This window comes from Rhizobium sp. AN80A (assembly GCF_030053015.1).
GTDB classification, from domain to species: Bacteria; Pseudomonadota; Alphaproteobacteria; order Rhizobiales; family Rhizobiaceae; genus Rhizobium; species Rhizobium metallidurans.
The window spans coordinates 2,722,152-2,738,548 of record NZ_JASJPX010000003.1 but is presented as its reverse complement, the minus strand read 5'-3'; the positions used below and the strand labels follow the sequence as shown (position 1 = coordinate 2,738,548).

17 protein-coding genes and 1 tRNA gene are annotated in these 16,397 nt (G+C 63.5%); 9 read left to right on the top strand and 9 right to left on the bottom strand.

Annotated elements, in window-relative coordinates; translation table 11 throughout:
* Window positions 1–30 precede the first annotated feature (30 nt).
* Genes P3R82_RS25205 through P3R82_RS25195 form a run of 3 tightly spaced genes read right to left on the bottom strand, consistent with a single transcriptional unit; the run spans window position 31 to window position 3,162 of the window.
* Window positions 31–915 carry a carbohydrate ABC transporter permease gene (locus P3R82_RS25205; protein ID WP_183900771.1) on the bottom strand — a complete coding sequence of 295 codons (885 nt, stop codon included), beginning with the start codon at window positions 913–915 and terminating at the stop codon, window positions 31–33.
* Entirely contained in the window at window positions 908–1,870 is a 963-nt protein-coding gene (locus tag P3R82_RS25200; RefSeq protein WP_283195767.1) for a sugar ABC transporter permease, read from the bottom strand. Before P3R82_RS25200 ends, P3R82_RS25205 begins: the two co-directional genes overlap by 8 nt.
* Before the next feature lie 5 nt (window positions 1,871–1,875).
* Window positions 1,876–3,162, bottom strand: a complete 1,287-nt coding sequence (locus P3R82_RS25195; protein WP_283195766.1) for an ABC transporter substrate-binding protein — start codon at window positions 3,160–3,162, stop codon at window positions 1,876–1,878.
* A 202-nt stretch (window positions 3,163–3,364) separates the two neighbouring features.
* On the opposite strand from P3R82_RS25195, the gene P3R82_RS25190 reads away from it, so the two are divergent.
* The 4 genes from P3R82_RS25190 (at window position 3,365) to P3R82_RS25175 (ending at window position 7,566) form a co-directional block, all read left to right on the top strand.
* The gene (locus P3R82_RS25190; protein WP_283195765.1) at window positions 3,365–4,030 is read left to right on the top strand and encodes a TetR/AcrR family transcriptional regulator; all 666 of its coding nucleotides are present in this window, start codon (window positions 3,365–3,367) and stop codon (window positions 4,028–4,030) included.
* Between the two features lie 147 nt (window positions 4,031–4,177).
* Window positions 4,178–5,326: a Gfo/Idh/MocA family oxidoreductase gene (locus P3R82_RS25185; protein WP_283195764.1), complete on the top strand. Its 1,149-nt coding sequence runs from the start codon at window positions 4,178–4,180 to the stop codon at window positions 5,324–5,326.
* Window positions 5,327–5,400: 74 nt separating this feature from the next.
* Entirely contained in the window at window positions 5,401–6,228 is an 828-nt protein-coding gene (locus tag P3R82_RS25180) for a sugar phosphate isomerase/epimerase family protein (protein WP_283195763.1), read from the top strand.
* Between the two features lie 63 nt (window positions 6,229–6,291).
* Window positions 6,292–7,566 carry a Gfo/Idh/MocA family oxidoreductase gene (locus tag P3R82_RS25175; protein ID WP_283195762.1) on the top strand — a complete coding sequence of 425 codons (1,275 nt, stop codon included), beginning with the start codon at window positions 6,292–6,294 and terminating at the stop codon, window positions 7,564–7,566.
* A gap of 79 nt (window positions 7,567–7,645) precedes the next feature.
* Here the strand turns inward: P3R82_RS25175 and P3R82_RS25170 are convergent, their stop codons facing one another.
* Entirely contained in the window at window positions 7,646–8,383 is a 738-nt protein-coding gene (locus tag P3R82_RS25170; protein WP_283195761.1) for a type 1 glutamine amidotransferase, read from the bottom strand.
* Between the two features lie 138 nt (window positions 8,384–8,521).
* On the opposite strand from P3R82_RS25170, the gene P3R82_RS25165 reads away from it, so the two are divergent.
* A complete protein-coding gene (locus P3R82_RS25165) occupies window positions 8,522–8,818 on the top strand; it encodes a SelT/SelW/SelH family protein (RefSeq protein ID WP_112944963.1) in 297 nt (98 codons plus the stop codon).
* Window positions 8,819–8,869: 51 nt separating this feature from the next.
* Here the strand turns inward: P3R82_RS25165 and P3R82_RS25160 are convergent, their stop codons facing one another.
* Window positions 8,870–9,328, bottom strand: coding sequence for a BA14K family protein (locus tag P3R82_RS25160; RefSeq protein WP_283195760.1), 459 nt, complete (start codon window positions 9,326–9,328; stop codon window positions 8,870–8,872).
* Between the two features lie 184 nt (window positions 9,329–9,512).
* Between P3R82_RS25160 and P3R82_RS25155 the strand changes: the two genes are divergently transcribed.
* Window positions 9,513–9,599 (top strand) — tRNA-Leu (locus P3R82_RS25155).
* A 401-nt stretch (window positions 9,600–10,000) separates the two neighbouring features.
* A complete protein-coding gene (locus tag P3R82_RS25150; RefSeq protein ID WP_283195759.1) occupies window positions 10,001–10,225 on the top strand; it encodes a hypothetical protein in 225 nt (74 codons plus the stop codon).
* Window positions 10,226–10,268: 43 nt separating this feature from the next.
* Here P3R82_RS25150 and P3R82_RS25145 read toward each other — a convergent pair whose 3' ends face one another.
* The 4 genes from P3R82_RS25145 to P3R82_RS25130 form a co-directional block, all read right to left on the bottom strand.
* Entirely contained in the window at window positions 10,269–10,904 is a 636-nt protein-coding gene (locus P3R82_RS25145) for a DUF1109 domain-containing protein (protein ID WP_283195758.1), read from the bottom strand.
* Window positions 10,891–11,475 (bottom strand): sigma-70 family RNA polymerase sigma factor, encoded by a 585-nt coding sequence (locus P3R82_RS25140; protein ID WP_283195757.1) that lies wholly within the window; start codon window positions 11,473–11,475, stop codon window positions 10,891–10,893. Before P3R82_RS25140 ends, P3R82_RS25145 begins: the two co-directional genes overlap by 14 nt.
* Window positions 11,476–11,611: 136 nt before the next feature.
* Window positions 11,612–11,953 carry a hypothetical protein gene (locus tag P3R82_RS25135; RefSeq protein WP_283195756.1) on the bottom strand — a complete coding sequence of 114 codons (342 nt, stop codon included), beginning with the start codon at window positions 11,951–11,953 and terminating at the stop codon, window positions 11,612–11,614.
* Between the two features lie 123 nt (window positions 11,954–12,076).
* A complete protein-coding gene (locus tag P3R82_RS25130; RefSeq protein WP_283195755.1) occupies window positions 12,077–13,780 on the bottom strand; it encodes a GNVR domain-containing protein in 1,704 nt (567 codons plus the stop codon).
* Between the two features lie 131 nt (window positions 13,781–13,911).
* On the opposite strand from P3R82_RS25130, the gene P3R82_RS25125 reads away from it, so the two are divergent.
* Both P3R82_RS25125 and P3R82_RS25120 read left to right on the top strand, forming a co-directional pair.
* Complete coding sequence (locus tag P3R82_RS25125; RefSeq protein ID WP_283195754.1) at window positions 13,912–14,973, top strand: glycoside hydrolase family 5 protein; 1,062 nt, start codon at window positions 13,912–13,914, stop codon at window positions 14,971–14,973.
* Window positions 14,974–14,977: 4 nt separating this feature from the next.
* Window positions 14,978–16,255, top strand: coding sequence for a hypothetical protein (locus P3R82_RS25120; protein WP_283195753.1), 1,278 nt, complete (start codon window positions 14,978–14,980; stop codon window positions 16,253–16,255).
* Window positions 16,256–16,397: the final 142 nt, after the last annotated feature.

The window sequence follows — 16,397 nt, the reverse complement described above, 5'->3', positions numbered from 1 at the left end:
GTCTCTCTGGCATGTGCATTGCGGCCGGTCTCAACGCTTCATGCCGGTCGTGGCGATGCCGTCGATCAGGAGCCGCTGGAAGAACAGGAAGAAGAAGAACACCGGCACCAGCGTCAGCGTCGACATGGCGAACAGACCGCCCCAGTCCGATGAACTGCTCGAATCGACGAACGTGCGCAGGCCGAGCTGGATCGTGTAGGTGTTCATGTCGTTGAGGTAGATCAGCGGTCCGAAGAAGTCGTCCCAGGTCCAGATGAAGGAGAAGATCGCCGCCGTCGCCAGCACCGGCAGCGAGAGCGGCAGCATGATCTTCCAATAGATCCGCCAGGCGCTGCACCCGTCCATCATCGCCGCCTCGTCGAGTTCGCGCGGGATGCCCCGGAAGAACTGCACCATCAGGAAAATGAAGAAGGCGTCGCTGGCGAGAAACTTCGGCACGACCAGCGGCAGGATGGTGTTCACCCAGCCGAGGTTGAGAAACAGCACATATTGCGGGATCAGCGTCACGTGATAGGGGATCATCAGCGTGCCGAGCATGATCGCAAACCAGAAGTTCCGCCCGGCGAAGCGCAGCCGCGCGAAGGCATAGGCGGCCAGCGAGCAGGCCACCACGTTGCCGGTCACGGTCAGAAGCGAAATCACCAGCGAATTCCAGAAGAAGCGCCCGAAGGTGATGTCGAGGCCACTCCAGCCACGCACATAGGATGTGAAATCGATCGACGACGGGATGAGCGAGGTCGACGAGAAGATCTCGTTTTCCGGTCGCACCGACGCCGACACCATCCACAAGAGCGGATATAGCATCAGCAGCGAGGCGATGATCAGCAGCGTGTGAACGACGATCGAGGCCGGCAGGCTGCGCTTGGTGATGTCGGATGGCGGCGCGGCGACCGCTGTCGTGATCCCGTTAGTCATCGTAATGCACCCAGTAGCGTGAGGACAGGAACGAGAAGGCGGTGAACACGGCGATGATCAGCACCAGGATCCATGCAAGAGCGGAAGCATAGCCCATGCGGAAGTTGCCGAACGCCTCCTGATAGAGATAGAGCGTGTAGAACAGCGTCGAATTGATCGGCCCGCCCGACCCGCCGGAGATGATGAAGGCAGGCGTGAACGCCTTGAAGGCGTCGATCGTCTGCACCACGGCGTTGAAGAAGATGACGGGCGTCAAAAGCGGCAGGGTGATCTTGTAGAACTGCCGGAACTTCGAGGCCCCGTCGAGGCTGGCCGCCTCGTACATGTCGGTCGGGATCTGGCGGAGACCGGCGAGAAAGATGATCATCGGCGAGCCGAACTGCCAGACGCTGAGCGCCACCAGCGTATAGATCGAATAGCTCGGATGCGAGATCCAGCTCGGTCCCTGGATGCCGATCTGCGACAGCGCGGCGTTGACGAGGCCGTCGCCGGCAAACAGCTGCCGCCAGAGCACGGCGATTGCCACGCTGCCGCCAAGCAGCGACGGCAGGTAGAAGACGGCGCGGTAGACGGTCAGCCCCCGCACCCCCTTGTTGAGCGCCATCGCCACCAGAAGCGCGAAGACCAGCTTGAACGGCACCGACAGCACCACATAGGTCAGCGTCACCTTCATCGCCGCCGCGAACTTCGGGTCCGCGGTGGTGATGCGCACATAGTTCGCGGCCCCCACCCATTCAGGCGAGCGGATCATGTCGAAATCCGTGAACGACAGGTAGAGCGATACCAGCGCCGGCCCGAGCGTCAGCCCCAAAAAGCCGATGAGCCATGGAAGAAGAAAGAGATATCCAGGTCCGTTGGCGGCAAGGAGGCGTCGCCAACGGCTGTCGGCGACCACTCCCTGATATTGCTCCGCCGTCGCGGCCCGGTCAGCCGTCGCGCGCATCGCATTGCTCATGTCGGTCAACCCCGCGCGAGAAGGCGCGTGATCTCGTCGACAAGCTGTTTGCCGGCATCGGCTGGCGTGACCTGACCGAAGGCGACCTGCTCGGCAAGCTGGCGCAGAACGGTCTGGCCTTCGCCGGCACCTGAGGGAGGCGGCGGCGGCAGCGGCCCGGCGAGATCGCCGAGATTGGCCACATAGTTCAGCGGGATCTTGCCGACATCGTCGAGCATGCCGGCCACGACATCACGCATCGCCTTGGATTCCGGGATGCCGCGCTCGACATCGAGCACCTTGGCGGCTTCAGGATCCTTGACGAAGAAGTTGACGTAGTCGACCGCCTGTTCGAGCGCCTTGGACTGCGCAGAGACCGAGAAGAACATCGACGGCTTGCGGTAGTGGCCGCCCTTCGAATCCGCCTTGATCAGCGGATAGTTGCTGAGCGTCAGCTTGTCCTTGACCACGGCCTGGAAGCCGACGAACTGGTTGCTGTGCGCATAGTCGATCGCGGCCTTGCCGAGCGTCAGCGGCGCGGTGTCGATCGTGTCCTTGTAGAGCGCCTGCACGTCGGGCGGCACGCAGGCCTGCGCCTCGCGGAACTTGGCCCACATGTCGAACCACTCGGATGCGTCGTCGGCGCCGAAGGCGATCTTCGAATCCGCCGTGTAGAGCGCCTTGCCGCGTTGGCGCACGTAGTTTTCGAAGAGCGGTTCCGCGCCGCTGCCGTCGGCGAAGCCGAAAAAGCCCTTGCGCTTGCCCGCCTTGGTGATCTCGGCGCCCATCTTGCCGAGCTCTTCCCAGGTGGTCTTGTTCGTCGGCGCCTCGATGCCGGCTTCCTGCAGCGCCACCGTGTTGATGACGGTTGCCGCCGAATTGGCGCCGAGGCTGACGCCGTAGAGACGGCCGTCGACCTTGCCGCCCTCGACCTGCGCCGGATCGAAATCGTCGAGATTGAGCTTCGATGGCATGTAGGATTCAAGCGGGGCGAGCGCGCCGCGCCGCGCATATTCGACGATATAGCGGTAATCCATCTGGATCACGTCGGGCGCGTTGCGACCGGCGACCTGGGTTGCCAGGCGCGGCCAGTAATCGCTCCATCCCAGGAACTCGCCGGTGATCGACGTGCCTGAATTCTTGGCCTTGTAGAGTTCGGAAACCTTGTTGGTGCGGTCGGCGCGCGGCTGCGAGCCCCACCACAGGAGCCGCAGTCGGGCGTCGGCGGCAAAAGCCCCTGGCCCCAGTGCGGACATCGAAAGAAGGGCTGCCCCTCCCGCAACGAAATTGCGTCTGCTCACACGAAACGTCATCTGTTTTTCCTCCTCCCTTGGGGAGCGCCTCCACACGCTCCCGGCTGGTTTCTCTTGCAACAAATAACTATTTGGTTACAAGCTATGAAGAAGCACCGGGACTGTCAAGCGACATGTGGTGGCGGGATCGTCGGGCTTTGTTTTTTACAATCTGTTCATAAACGACTATGAGCGCGAGGTTTACGGGAAAGGGCAGCAACGGATGGATGGCGGAGAGAAGAAGACGGTCAAGCGGCGCTCGCAAGAGCGCGTCCTGCAGCGCGATCCGGAGCGGACGCGCGCCGCCATTCTCGAAGCCGCGACCCGGGAATTCGCTGAAAACGGCATGGGCGGCGCCCGTGTCGATGCCATTGCCGAGCGTGCCGGCACCAACAAGCGCATGCTCTATCACTATTTCGGCGATAAGGAGCAGCTCTATCTGCATGTGCTCGAGGAAGCCTATGTCGGCATCCGCACCGCCGAGCGCGAACTGCATATCGGCGACCGAAGCCCGGAGGAGGGGATCGCCGAACTGGCGCTGTTCACCTGGCGCTATTTCCTCAAGCATCCCGAATTCCTGAGCCTGCTCGGCACCGAGAACCTGCACCGCGCCCGCTGGCTGCGCCAGTCGGTACGGCTGAAGGAACTGCATTCGCATCTGATCGTCGAACTGACCGAGGTGCTCGATCGCGGCAAGAAGGCGGGCGTCTTCATCGCGGCCGCCGATCCGCTGAACGTCTATCTGACCATCGCCTCGCTCGGCTATTTCTACATTTCCAACCAGTACACGCTCTCGACCATCTTCGGCCGCGACCTTCAGGAGAAGGACAATCTCGACGCCTGGGAGCGCCATATCGTCCACGTCACGCTTGCGTCCATCAAGGCCTGATCGCTGAAATTTGACCTCGGCTATTGACAGCGCCGCTTCTCCTCTGCCATCAAGTAACTGTTTGGTTACTGGCCGGGAGGAGCCGCGCGGCATCGCGCGTCCGGCATTTGCAAGAAAGTTTGTAAGACATTTTGCAGGGAGGCAGACATGGCGCGTCTAGGGATAATTCTGCACGGCGTAACGGGCCGGATGGGCTACAATCAGCACCTCGTCCGCTCGATACTGGCGATCTGCGATCAGGGTGGCCTGACGCTGAAATCCGGCGAAAAGCTCGAGATCGACCCCATCATCGTCGGCCGCAACGCCGCCAAGATGGAGGAACTGGCCAAGCGCCACGGCATCAGGCGCTGGTCGACCGATCTCGACGCTGCCCTCAAAAATCCAGATGACCAGATCTTCTTCGACGCCGGCACAACGCTGATGCGCGCCGAGCTTCTGTCCCGGGCGCTCGATGCCGGCAAGCACGTCTATTGCGAAAAGCCGATCTCCGACGACCTCGAGGTCGCCATCGCGCTCGCCCGCAAGGCGCGCGGCTCGGGCCTCAAACATGGCGTCGTGCAGGACAAGCTCTTCCTGCCCGGCCTGCGCAAGCTGGCGCTGCTGCGCGATTCTGGCTTCTTCGGCAAGATCCTCTCCGTGCGCGGCGAGTTCGGCTATTGGGTCTTCGAGGGCGATTGGGGCGTGCCGGCGCAGCGCCCGTCCTGGAATTACCGCAAGGCCGATGGCGGCGGCATCATTCTCGACATGCTCTGCCACTGGCGCTACGTGCTCGACAATCTCTTCGGCGAGGTCAAATCGGTCTCCTGCCTCGGCGCCACCCACATCGGCACCCGCATCGACGAACAGGGCAAGCCCTATGATTGCGATACCGATGACGCCGCCTATGCCACCTTCGAGCTTGAAGGCGGGGTGATCGCCCATATCAATTCGTCCTGGGCGGTGCGCGTGCGCCGCGACGATCTCGTCACATTCCAGGTCGACGGTACTCACGGTTCGGCCGTGGCCGGGCTGACGAAATGCTGGACCCAGCACCGCGTCAATACGCCCAAGCCCGTCTGGAATCCGGACCAGCCGCAGACGATTGATTTCTACAGGACCTGGGACGAGGTGCCCGACACGCAGATGTTCGACAACGGCTTCAAGGCGCAGTGGGAGATGTTCCTGCGCCATGTCGCCGAGGACGCGCCCTGGCCCTATGGTCTCGAGGCCGGCGCCAAGGGCGTGCAGCTCGCCGAACTCGGGCTGAAGTCCTGGGCCGAACGCCGCTGGCTCGATGTGCCCGCGCTGGAGTTCTGAGCCATGCAAAGCATCGTACACTATGTACCCGTGGTCGCCCCTGTTGCCCCGCATGAAAGCGGGGCACGGCAAGCATGGTAGACGGTCTCTCCATCAACCTCGCGACGATACGAGAGCAATGCGGCTTCGCCGAAGCGGTCGATCTCTGCCTCAAGCACGGCATCACCTCAATCGCCCCCTGGCGCGATCAGGTCGCCAGGATCGGGATCGACGAGGCGGCGCGCATCATCCGCCAGAACGGCATCAAGCTCACCGGCCTCTGCCGTGGCGGCTTCTTTCCGGCGGCGAGCGCCGCGGACCGTCAGTCGGCGATCGACGACAACAGGCGCGCCATCGACGAGGCGGCTGCATTGGGCGCCGATTGCCTCGTGCTCGTGGTCGGCGGGCTTGCCGGCGGATCGAAGAATATCGAGGACGCCCGCGAGATGGTCCGCGATGGCATCGCCGCCACGCTGCCGCATGCCCGCGCGAGCGGCGTGCCGCTGGCGATCGAGCCTCTGCATCCCATGTATGCCGCCGACCGCTCCTGCGTGAACACGCTCGGCCAGGCGCTCGACATGTGCGAGACGCTGGGCGAGGGGGTGGGCGTCGCGATCGACGTCTACCATGTCTGGTGGGACCCCGATCTGGCGCGCCAGATCGCCCGCGCCGGGCGCGAGCGGCGCATTCTCGCGCATCACATCTGCGATTGGCTGGTGCCGACCAGGGACATGCTGACCGACCGCGGCATGATGGGCGATGGCGTCATCGACCTGAAGGGCATAAGACGGATGGTGGAGGACGCTGGCTTTCACGGCGCGCAGGAGGTCGAGATATTCTCGGCGGAGAACTGGTGGAAACGCCCGGCCGACGAGGTGATCCGCACCTGCGTCGAGCGCTTCCACGACTGCTGCCGGATCTGAGCCGGCACGGACCAGAGGCAGACCAACACATTCGTTTCCGCACGCATGAAGGAGGATCATTCGATGGAGAAACGCCGCTTCGCACTGATAGGCACCGGAAATCGCGGAACGACCATGTGGGGCAAGGAATTGCTGGCCGGCTGGCGCGAGCATGTGGATCTGGTGGCGATCGTCGACACCAATTCGCTGCGCGCCGAACGCGCCCGCACCATGATCGGCAGCAATGCCCCGATCTATGAGAACATCGACGCCATGCTCGCCGAGCATGAGGTCGACATGGTCATCGTCTGCACGCCCGACTACACCCATGACGACATCGTCGTGCGCGCGCTGGAAGCCGGCATCGACGTCATCACCGAAAAGCCGATGACGACAGCCGTCGACAAGATCCGCCGCATCCTCGATGCCGAAAAGCGCAGCGGCAAGCGCGTCGACGTCTCCTTCAACTATCGCTACGCGCCGACCGCCGCCAGGATCAAGGAGCTGCTCTCCTCGGGCGAGATCGGACGCGTCACCTCCGTCGATTTCCACTGGTATCTCGATACCAGGCACGGCGCCGATTACTTCCGCCGCTGGCACGCCTATACGGAAAACTCCGGCAGCCTCTTCGTCCACAAGGCCACCCACCATTTCGATCTCCTGAACTGGTATCTCGACAGCGACCCCGAAGCCGTCTCCTCTTTCGCCGACCTGCAGAATTACGGCCGCAAGGGTCCGTTCCGTGGCCCGCGCTGCAAGCTCTGTCCGCATTCGGGGGAGTGCGATTACTACCTCGATCTCGAGGCCGATCCCTTCCTCGACGCGCTCTACGAAGACCCCTCCGAGATCGACGGCTATTTCCGCGACGGCTGCGTCTATCGCGAGGATATCGATATCCCCGACACCATGGTCGTCAGCCTGCGCTACCGCAACAACGTCCACGTCTCCTATTCGCTGAACACCTTCCAGCCGATCGAAGGCCACCACATCGCCTTCAACGGCACCGAGGGGCGGATCGAGTTGCGCCAGTTCGAAAAGCAGCCGTGGGAAACGCCGGACGAGGATACGATCCTCTTGATCCGCAACTTTCCGAAGGACAGGGCGCCGGTCGAGCGCATCGTCGTGCCGCATTCTTCCGGCGGTCACTATGGCGGCGACAACCGCATGCGCAACATGATCTTCAAGCCCGGCATGGAAGACCGCCTCGGCCAGCGCGCCGGCACCCGCGCCGGCGCCATGTCGGTGCTGACGGGCATCGCAGCCCTGTCAAGCGCACGCAGCGGCAAGGTCGTGAAGATCGCCGACCTGATGCCGGAGCTCATCGGCGGCGATGCAAGTCCGGGCCTCAAGGCCGGCTGATACATGCTGGCCGATGCAAGCCGGCTGAATAAGGCCGGCTGACGAAAGCCGGCGGATCGTTGCCGGCGCTCGCGCCTCCTCAGGCGCCGACGGCGACCGGTTCCTTCGTCGTCGCGACCTCGATCATCGCGACCCAGTTGCGCGCGATCGCAAGACCGCTGGCATCGGCCGCGGCGCCATCCACCGGGGCGAGATCGGGGTGGCGCTGCAGCCAGCCGGGTTCCATCCGCTCGATCGTCGCCTCGAAGCCCGTCGTCCAGCCCTCGACCACCGCGCGGCTGGCCTCGAAATGAAACTGCGTGCCATAGGTGGCGCGGCCAAGCCGGAAGGCCTGGTTGCGCACGAGCGGGCTGGTCGCGAGCAGGCAGGCGCCCTGAGGCAGCGTGAACGTATCGCTGTGCCACTCGAAGGTGATGAAATCGGCCTCGAGGCCCGACAGCAGCGGATCGGCCTTACCCTCTTCCGTCTTCTCGACGGGTTTCCAGCCGAATTCCAGCTGCCGGCCGAGATGGTTTTCCGCGCCATAGGCACGCGCCAGGATCTGCGACCCCAGGCAGATGCCCATCACCGCCTTGCCCGCCTCGCAAAAGCGCTGCATCAGCCGCGCCAGAGCGGGCAGATAGGGATAGTTCGCATCATCGAGCGCGTCCTGCTCGCCACCAAGCACGACAAGCGCGTCATGCTCGAAGATGCTCTGTGGCAGCCGGCCGTCGAGATAGGGCTGGTAGATGTCGAGCTCGGCATTGGCTTCGGCAAGCGCGATGCCGAGCGAGCCCAGCGGCGTGTTCTTCATGTTCTCGACCACGGCAACCCGCATCGGCAACTCCTGTCTTCCTGTCGCTTCAGGAAGAACACCAAGCCATCGCGCATTGCAATATCCGTTGCGTCACACCCGGCCACTTCGTAAGTTTGGCGCAACTGCAACGATATGCCCGAAGCCGGACAGAAAGCCCCCATGACCGAGAAAAAAGCCCGCGTGACCATTCTCTACTGCACCCAGTGCAACTGGCTGCTGCGCGCCGGCTGGATGGCGCAGGAACTGCTGCAGACGTTCACCGACAGCCTCGGTGAGGTGGCGCTCATCCCCGGCACCGGCGGCAATTTCGAGATCCGCGTCGATGATGAGCTTATCTGGGAGCGCAAGCGCGACGGCGGCTTTCCCGGCCCCAAGGAACTGAAGCAGCGCATCCGCGATATCATCGATCCCGACCGCGATCTCGGCCACACCGACCGGACGTCGAAGGAAAGCTAGCCCGACCAGGCGGCGATCCAGACGCTCGGTCTGCTCCACCGCACGAAACGCCTAGTCGTAGGGCGAGTTGCAGGTCTTGTAGATCCCCTCATAGGTCACGAAGCGATCGGTGTTCGGATTGTAGCTGCGATACTGGTTGCGGCACCAGTTGACGTGAAAGTTGCGGTCGGGCGCATTCGGCCGCGCGGTCCGTGCGGGTGTCTGCGGCGGCTGGTAGCGGCCCGGCGGTTGCGTGTTGTAGTATTTCGGCGCAGGCCCCATCGCGCGCGGGCGATAATAGGTCGGCCCGGTCGCGGTTGGCGGCCTGTAGTTCGGCTGCACGTAGGATGGCGTGAACGACTGCGTCTTGCCGAAGGTGAAGCAGCCGCGAAAATCGCACATGGTCTGCACGCGGACGATGTCGCTGCTGCCCGCTACCTCCGCAAGCGGCGTCCTCGGCATGGCCCAAACCTGGCCAAGCGGCACCACGGACAGAATCACAACAGCGGACAATTTCTGAAAAACGGTCATCGCAACATCCTTTTCCATGGATCATATATAGTGCGCCCGGCGTTTCTTGGCACCGCCCGAAATCCCGGATCGTCCAAAAACCCACCTTTCCCGGTCTTGCCCGAAGACTTTTTTGCGTGGTGTCAGAAAAACTTCAAAAACCCTGTTGACACCAACCGGCCACCCCCGTACATGGCTCTCCGTCGCCCAGATGGCGGAATTGGTAGACGCGCCAGCTTCAGGTGCTGGTACCCGAAAGGGTGTGGAGGTTCGAGTCCTCTTCTGGGCACCATTCCATTTTGAGAAACGTGGATTTCTCAATGATCGCAAGATCATAGGTGTTTCGCAAAACCTCGATGGAGGTTCAGTGACGAAACACCGAAAACTCTCCCAAAGACCTGATTGCTGATGTCTCGCGTTTCGACGGGTGTGCTCGCGGCGCATTGCGCACGCCAGGAAAACGCAGCTCCTGGCGAGGCCAGCGGCCTCTTCTTTACTGCCCTTCGCAAGTGCCGGAACGAATGTTTCCATTTTCGTCGGCGGAAGCATGTTTTCATGCAACTATCACAAGTATTGATGCGCGATCGGTCCATCGACAAGTCTCGGTCTCTTTCCATTCGCTGCGAATGATGCTTAGCTCGTTGCCCTGGGAGATGGGCAATATTCGATAGTATTCGAGGGACCGGGTGCTGCATGACGAACGCGACGTCTTCTTCTTCCACCGTCAATAAGGGTCGTGGCCTTACGCTGAGGGTCGATCTGACGGGCGTGCTTGCCTGCCTGCTCATGGTCCTGATCGTCGCCTGCGTCGTCATGAGCTATGGCACGAAAAGCCGCATCGACGGCGTGGCGCAGCCGGTCGGACCGAAGGCGGCGCTGCAACAGGCTGTCGACGGCGATGCCGGGGGCAACGGCTGACGCCACGGCGCGTATCCGCGCTGTCACTGCCGCTGGTTGATCATCACCATCTGAGATAGCGACGGCCGAGCACGGCGCCGATGGCGGTCACGGCGGTGATCGATATCGTGTACCAGGTGGCGACGAAGAGCGGGCTGTCGTCGATGCAATGCCAGGCGTAGAGCGCCGAGGCGATGGCGCCGGCCGCAAGCCCGGCGGCGGCACCGGCAAGAGCCGGTCGCCGTGGCGCGCCGGCTCGAAGCGCCAGGATGAAACCCGCAAGCGGAGCGATCGACAAAAGCGGGATGAGCGTCAGGCAATAGGCCGCGTTGTGTCCCATCAGCTGCTGCCCCCATAGCTCCGGCGGCAGCACCAGGAGTTCGATGCCGACGGCGGCGGCAAGCAGGCCCGCCGGCACGATGAGCGCCCATCCGCCGGCGCGCAGCGAAAGTTCGGGGCGGCCGATGCGAAACACGATCGACGATGCGAGGATGGCGAGCCCCAGCATGAGGCTCACCTTGAAGAGCACGCGCGTGGTTTCCACGGCGCTGGAGACGTCGCGGCGAATGCCGATCGCGAACACCAGGATCAGCGCCGAAACGACGACGCCCGCGACAAGCGCGGTCTTGAGCGCGGGGCCGAGCCGGTTCCGCACAGGGGCATCCTCGGCCAGCAGGCTGATCAGCTCATTCGTCTTCACCACGCCCACTCCGATATTCTTCGCCGCGATAAAGGGCGGCAAGCTTCTTCAGCGCCCGATGCAGCGCGACGCGCACCGCTCCCTCGCTCATTTTCAGCCGCTCCGCCGTTTCGCGTATGCCCGCGCCGCCGATCGAGATCGAGCGTACGATGTCGCGTTGCGGGTCCTTCAGCCGCTCCAGAAGGTTCATGGCGTCAAGGCGGTTCATGGCGTCCTCAGCCTCATCGTCGCTTGCAACCGTTTCCATCACATCCTCGATCGGCACATCCACATGCCGTCCGCGCCGGCGCAGGCTGTCGATCAGCTTGTTGCGCACGATCGCCGACAGCCACGGACCGATCGGGCGCGTCGTGTCCCAGGTGCCGCGCTTCAGGTGCACCGCGAGCAGAACTTCCTGCACGACGTCTTCCGCCTCGCTTGCCGGCGCGCCGAACTGTTCGCAGCGCCGCCGGGCCATCGCCCGCAAATGCGGGGTCACGGCGAGAAGAAAACGCTGATAGGCCTGCCCGTCGCCATCAAGCGCCCGGCGCATCCATTCCGCCCATTCCTCTTCACGCGCCGAAGTGTTCACCCGACATCATCCTCTACGAACGGGCACATGCAGTTGTTACCGGACCTTGGAAATATTTGCAGCACGCCGCAAGGCCGCATCGCTTGAAAAGCGTCGCGAGAGTGTCGATGCCAAATGAACAGGGGGAGGCGGGTGGTCAGCGGACGGGTTGGTAGCGGCCGCGCAGCGGAACCTGGCTGCCGGAGGAAATCACGCCGTCGCGGTCGCATACATAGACCGTCATCGGCATGCCGCCGGAGCGGAAAATCTCGTCATGGCGCCGGCGTATATACTGCGTCTCGGTCCGGCAGGTCAGTTTCGGCTCCAGCGACGGATCGGTGGGCGCCTTGACGCCGGGAAGGTTGGCATAGGGATAGGTCGGCGGCACCCGGCCTTGTCCGGCGCGCGCCCAGTCGGTCGAAAACGCCGGCGCCGGAAGAACGCCGGCTGAAAGCGCCAGCGTCACGAGAACGATTTTCTTGAAATTACCGAGCCGCATCAAGTCCCTCCGGCCGCTCGCCGGTCTCTCTGTCAATGCCGTCGATGTAAGCATGCCATTCCCACGCATCAAGCGGCAGCATGCGCCGCTCCCGCAATCGTGACTTCGGCGCCTGCACAGGCCCTACGCCGACTTGCGGAAATAGCCCCGGACCGTCGGATGGGCAACCAGGCTGGCGAGGATGGCGAAGCCGGCGCCGGCGAGGAAGCCCGCGAGCAGGCCGCCGATGACGCCGGCGATCAAAAGTGCCGTCCTGCCCGGCCCGTTGGCCTTCAGCGGCGGCTCGGCCTCGGAGATCACGCGGACATTGCTGCGCGACAGGCTCTGCTCTTCGCTGGTCTGTCCGGAGCGCTTCAGCACGGTCTCGTAGATATTGCGCGCCGCGGTCGCCTTGCGCTGCAATTCGTTGAGTTCGACCTGCTTGTCGGAGGTGTTGACCTGCAGCGCCTTTTGCACCGACAGTTCCTTGGAGACGGCCTCCTCGGCCTTCTTCGCCTGCTGGTATTCGCCCTGTGCGGTGCTCGCCAGCCGCTGCAATTCGCCGCGGATCTGGTCGGATATGCTCTTCAGCGAGGAGCGCGCCGCCTGCAGGCGCGGATGGCGCGTGCCCATCTGGCTCTCGAGGCTGCTGACCATGGCGGCCTGCGTCGAATATTGCTGGCGCAGCGTTGCAAGGGCCGTCGAAACGCCGCTCTGCGATGTGCCGCCGACCACGTCCTCCAAGCGCAGGTTGGCGGCGGCATCCGCCCGAGCCTTGGCCTGGATCGTCTTGTCCTGCGCCGTCACCAGGAGCGTGTTCAAGGATGCGAGCCGCTGGTCGGAGATCAATCCGTTCTGCGTCGAGGCCATGTCGTTGTCGGCGCGGTAGGTCTCCACCGCCTGCTCGGCCTCCTGAACCCTCTGGCGAAGGTCGGTCAGGCGCTTGTCGAGCGTGGTCGAGGTATTCTCGTAGAGACCGGAGCTGGCGCCGTCTTCCTCCTGCAGGAAGGACGCCACGACCTGGTTGGCGAGACGCGCGGATTTCTCGGCGTTCTTCGTGGTCACCTCCATGGAAACCACGTAGGTGGAACTCTGCCTGGTGATCACCAGCGCCTTCTGCAGCGCGCTGACGACGGCGGCGCTGTCGGCCCGGCCGGCGTTGAATTCGGGGTCCTGGTCGAGCTTCATCGCGTCGGCGACGCGGCGCATGACATTGCCGGAGCTCAGGATCTGCACCTGGCTGTCGATCATCGCCGAGATCATCTCGGGCGAGGGGCCGTTGGCCTGCGTGCTGGGATCGTTGAGGCCGATCTGTCTGGGATCGAAGTAGAGCGTCGTGCTGGCGGTGAATTTCTGCGTCGACAGCGGCAGCACGATGGCGCCGGCAACCGCGCCGAGCACGCTAAGGCCGAGGATCAGGAGCCGCTTGTTCCAGATCGCCTCGATCGCCGAGCGGGTGTCGAGCAGCGGTCCGCCGCGCTCCGGCGCGTGCACCACGGCGGGCGCGACCACGGGTGCGGCGACGGGCGCTGGCGGTTCATCGCGCGCGACAGTGCCCGCGGACGAGGGCGGGGCATCGGCGTTCCGCTCAACCTGCGGCGCCCGCTCGGGTGCGCGGGGCGCCTCGCTCGCTGGCGGCGCGGATGCCGTGCCCGATTGGCTTGGAGGGGCGGGGTTCTCAGGAGAGGCGTCCGTGATCAGGGAAGCGGGCGCGGGCTTGGCGGGCACGAAGTCGGACGGGCGCAGCACGGGTCCGGGCGCGCCGGTCCGGTTGGGCTCGGTGTTCGGCGGCTCATAGCTGCGCCATTGTGGCAGCCTGCCAACCTTGTTCCTGTCAAACTGGTTCATGCGCGCGCTCGTTGCTCGCCTGTAAAATGCCGGCGACGTGGGTTCGACTTTAGAAATCCTTAGCTAACGGACCGTTAAGATGCCGAGACAGCACTGAGACGAACGATCAGCCGAACCCGGAAGCGGTATCAATGAGCGACAAATTCTCCCCCCGGCGGCGCCTAGCGGCGGCCGTGCTGGCAACGATGCTGCTCCAGGCCGGCGCGGCCGGTGCGCAGGGCACCTGCCTGCAGGGCATCAATCTCTCCGGTGCCGAGTTCGGCGAGCGCGGCGGCGAGGTGTTCAAGGCCTATGCCTATCCCTCCGAGGAAACGATCGCCTATTTCGCCCAGAAGGGCTTCAACAGCGTGCGCCTTCCCTTTCTCTGGGAGCGCCTGCAACCCGAGCTCGGCAAGCCGCTCGACGAAGCCGAGCTGAAGCGGCTGAAGGACACGGTCGAGCTTTTGCGCAAGAAGCGCCTGACCGTCATTCTCGATCCGCACAACTACGCGCAATACGACAAGGTGATGATCGGCAAGCCGCCGGTCACCGACACCGCCTTCGCCGAGTTCTGGGCGCGGCTGGCGATTGAATTCTCCAATCAGGAGGATGTGATCTTCGGCCTGATGAACGAGCCCTACGACATCGGCGCCGATGCCTGGCTGAAGGCCGCCAACGCCGCGATCCGCACCATCCGGGCGACGGGAGCCAACAATCTGATCCTGGTTCCGGGCACCCGCTTCACCGGCGCCCATTCCTGGCAGGCGGATGGGCCGGGCGGCGCCAACGGCACGGTCATGCTGGGCGTGCGCGATCCGCGCAAGAACTACGCCTACGAGGTGCATCAGTATTTCGATCAGGATTCGTCGGGCATGAACGCCGAATGCAGCGGCAGCGACAGCGCGCTCAAGGCGGTGACCGATATGACCGACTGGGCGAGGAAGAACAATACGCGGGTCTTCCTCGGCGAATTCGGCGTGTCGCAGGACAAGGCCTGCGTGGCGGCGCTCGGCCGCGTGCTCGACCAGATGCAGGCCAACCCCGACGTCTGGCTCGGCTGGACCTACTGGGTGGCGGGCGACTGGTGGCCGGAAACGGAGACGCTGAACGTGCAGCCGCGCGGCGGCAAGGATCGCCAGCAGATGACGGCGCTGGAAAACGCGCTGAAGACACCGGCCGCCGACAAGTCCAAGTGCAAGACGCTGGTGGATTGAGGATATGGCAAGCAAGGTCAAAGCCGCCGGTGATGCGATCGAAAAGGAGCCGATCGACTACAGCATCCTGGCCGTCAGCGTGCTCGGCGTGACCTACAACGCCATTCTTGCCTTCATCAATCACAACATCATGCCGCTGACGTCAACCGCCGTCGTGGCGAGCGAGATCCTGATCCTCGCCTACAGCTTCGGCTACATCCTGAAGAAGGGCCTCTACGAGGAAGATATCGTGCCGCTCGGCTATCTCCTCGCGACCGTCGCGCTGACGGTCTATGTGATGGTCATCAACAAGGCCGGCTATATCGACCATCTTCGCAACGTCCTGATCATCTTCGCCTTCACGGTGCTCGGACGCTGGAGCAATGAACGAACGCTGCGGCTTGCCTTCAAGATCTGCTGCCTTGCGGTTCTCGCGGCGCTCCTTTGCGAGATCATCTCGACGCCCGCCTATGTGGCGCTCTTCCATCCGGCCGAGTATTTCCAGAACACCCGCGGCGTTCCCCCTGCCACCTACAGCGATTCCGGCCTGTTTCGCGGCGCGCTCGGCTTCGAGGGGCGGTTCTCCTTCGGCCTCATCGATCACCGCTCCTCCTCGATCTTCCTCGAGCAGGTGTCGCTCGCCAATTTCTGCGGCGTCATGGTCATCTATCTCGTCAGCTTCGCCAACCGCATCACGCTCTTCGACCGGCTGATCTTCATGGCGACGATCGTGCTCATCCTGGTGACGAACGACACCCGCACGATGCTGATCTTCACCATCGTCAGCGTCGCCGGCTATGTCATCTATCCCCTGATCCCGAAGATCTTCAGCTTTCTGATGATGCCGGCGATCGTCATGGTCGGCTTCATCATCCATGCCTTCAAGCCTAACGCCCGTGACGACGATTTCGTCGGCCGCATCAGCGGCACGGTACGAAACATCATCGCCATGGATCTGCCGGCGACGATGGGGCTCGAGCTCGACAAGGCCACCACCTTCGTCGACAGCGGCTATGTCTATATCACCTACGGCGCCACCATCTTCGGCCTCATCCTGTTCTGGCTGTTCGTCTCCTTCTATCCGGCCGGCCAGACGCCCAACCAGAAGCGCCTTTGCCATTCGCTGTCGCTCTTCATGTTCCTGAACCTGATGATCGGCTCGACAGCGATCTTTTCGATGAAGACCGCCGGCCTCGGCTGGCTTCTCGTCGGCTTTCTCAAATTCAACGAGGGCGCCACGGCGAGAATACGCGGTTCCACGACGCAAAGTGAACGGACTCCGGCAGGAACTGCCGTAAGCTGAGGGCCGATGAGATGCGCCGGCCGCAAGCGCCGCCCGTCTCGACAAACCTGGTGCAGCGGCGCGCGTGTCGTGCTTGATCGGCCATGTCGCTTTGATCTAAGCAGGCTCGACGGTCGCCCCAGACCAACGCTTAAAAGGCCGA